Origin of the sequence: Nostoc sp. KVJ20 (assembly GCF_001712795.1) — a bacterium.
Classification (GTDB): domain Bacteria; phylum Cyanobacteriota; class Cyanobacteriia; order Cyanobacteriales; family Nostocaceae; genus Nostoc.
In genome coordinates, this window is the sequence record NZ_KV757787.1 from 1 (window position 1) to 2,135 (window position 2,135).

The 2,135-nt window shown below is 43.0% G+C and carries 2 protein-coding genes; one reads left to right on the top strand and one right to left on the bottom strand.

What is annotated here, in order from left to right; genetic code table 11:
- Nucleotides 1-235 precede the first annotated feature (235 nt).
- On the top strand, nucleotides 236-904 hold the full coding sequence (locus tag A4S05_RS36950) for an HAD family hydrolase (RefSeq protein WP_069074719.1): 669 nt from the start codon (nucleotides 236-238) through the stop codon (nucleotides 902-904).
- 165 nt (nucleotides 905-1,069) lie between these two features.
- Here A4S05_RS36950 and A4S05_RS36955 read toward each other — a convergent pair whose 3' ends face one another.
- On the bottom strand, nucleotides 1,070-1,507 hold the full coding sequence (locus A4S05_RS36955) for a DUF6918 family protein (protein ID WP_069074720.1): 438 nt from the start codon (nucleotides 1,505-1,507) through the stop codon (nucleotides 1,070-1,072).
- Nucleotides 1,508-2,135 lie beyond the last annotated feature (628 nt).

Genomic DNA, 2,135 nt, shown 5'->3' on the forward strand with positions numbered 1-2,135 from the left:
CTGACTTGCATATTTTTGCGGTCTGACAACAGTTGTGTATTTTACCTGCTTTTCTCCCTCTTTCTTAAACCCCTACCCTTGAAAGGGGGGTTAGGGGGGATCAACAAGTGCCTAAAATCACAGACAATTACTTTTTAAACATCCTCTAACCCCCTTCTCTTCTGTTAGGACGATGAAGTAAATTATTTGCCATGCCATCATCAGCTATGAAACAAAACGTCAACTGAGGTTTTTCATGGCATTAGAAGGGGTGATTTTAGATATTGATGGCACACTGGTTTTAAGTAATGATGTTCATGCAAATACCTGGGTGGAAGCATTTGCAGCTTATGACTTGGAAGTGCCATTTGAAAAAGTTAAACCACTTATGGGCATGGGTGGAGATCAACTGATTCCCAAGGTAGTGCCAGAATTAAATGATGAAGAAGGAATTGGTAAAGCGATCGCTAAACTACGCAAAGAACTATTATTTGACAAATATATACCGCAAATTACTGCTGCCAATGGGAGCAGAAACTTAATATTAAAGATGCAAAAATCGGGATTGCATCTGGTTGTTGCAAGTTCAGCCAGTTCTGAAGAACTTGAGATCATGCTCAAAATTGCCCAGGTAGATGATTTGCTCTCGGAAGTCACTACATCCGATGATGCCGAAGCATCTAAACCTGCTCCTGACATTGTAGAAGCTGCCTTGAAGAAAGGGCAAATGACTCCTGAAAAAGTCGTGATGCTAGGAGATTCGCCTTACGATATTGAGTCTGCCGGCAAAGCAGGGGTAGGTGTGATTGCTTTGCGCTGCGGTGGATTTAGCGATGAACAACTGTCGGGAGCGATCGCAATTTACAATGATCCAGAAGATTTGCTACAGCATTATGACTCTTCTATTCTGGGTGCAAATGCTTAAATTCTAAAAGGAGGAAGAAGGGTTAGCGATCGCAATCGATTCAGTAATTGCGTTAGCGGAGCGGGGCGTTAGCCCATTGCGAATTGTTTTAATATCTGCCGCGTATGCCAGCCACCGGAGCATCGAACGGCGGCATACGTTTATTTTTGATTCTTCTCTTCTGGCTTAAGCCTTAGTGTAATTGTTGATTACATTGGCTAAATCTGGCACTGCTTCTTCTACGTGCTTTTTGGCTGAACCGCGAAGTTTTTCATAGGTTCCTCGCACGATTTGGCGCTTTGTGTTTTTGACTCTAGCATCAGTAACACTCAGCAGCGCATCTGCGGTACGAGAGCTATTGCTACTCAGGTGTCCAATTGGGTCGCCTTTCTCTACGCCTTCATTCCAGATGGGATCAAGTGCTGTGAAGCATTGGGGTAAAATCAGCTCAACAACGTAAGGGATATACCCTGGTTTAACCCCCTTCAAGGCGGCAAAGGCAGTTTTTAAAACCATGCCGTTCATACCTGACTTGGATGCAAGCTGTCTTTCAATCATGTTGCAACAGTCATCTATGACCATAGCTTTTTTCGTCGGGTTCAAAAGTCCGTCGCTAAGTCCCATTTCACTCTTCCTTATCTAAGTACTTAATTTCTATTCGACTAATTTTTTTAGCAAGCAGGAAATTACAGAAAATGGTATCAGAGTTAGAGGATGTTATGGATATAAGCCTTTTGTAGAGGCATACATAGAAATAACTCCACCCCCTGCGGCACCTTTCCTTGGTAAGGCTACGGTGTACATACAAGTTGAATTACCCCACCCTAACCCTCCCCGATGCATTGGGGCTACGGTGTACACACAAGTCGAAAAAAGCTTGATTTTCCATTCTTCTCTTGTTTATCTCGTTTACCTCGTTTTTATCTCGTTCCCATGTTCTACATGGGAATGCTCCTCGTGGAGGCTCTGCCTCCAATCTGGCATTGAGTCAGAGACTCAATGAATGCATTCCCAGTCGGAGACTGGGAACGAGGAAAGTCTTATCAAGCTAGGTTTTTAGGACTTGTGTGTACACCGTAGCCTTAAAGAGATGGGAACTGGAATCCAAGTCTCCCAATTTATCGGGAGATTTAGAGGGATCTAAAATTTTTGATCCCGACTAGAAGACTTTTCAAACATCCTTTATACGCAATTGAAAACTGCCATAACTTAATCCTCTAAAATCTGGATTTCATCAAGTTGATTAATCACC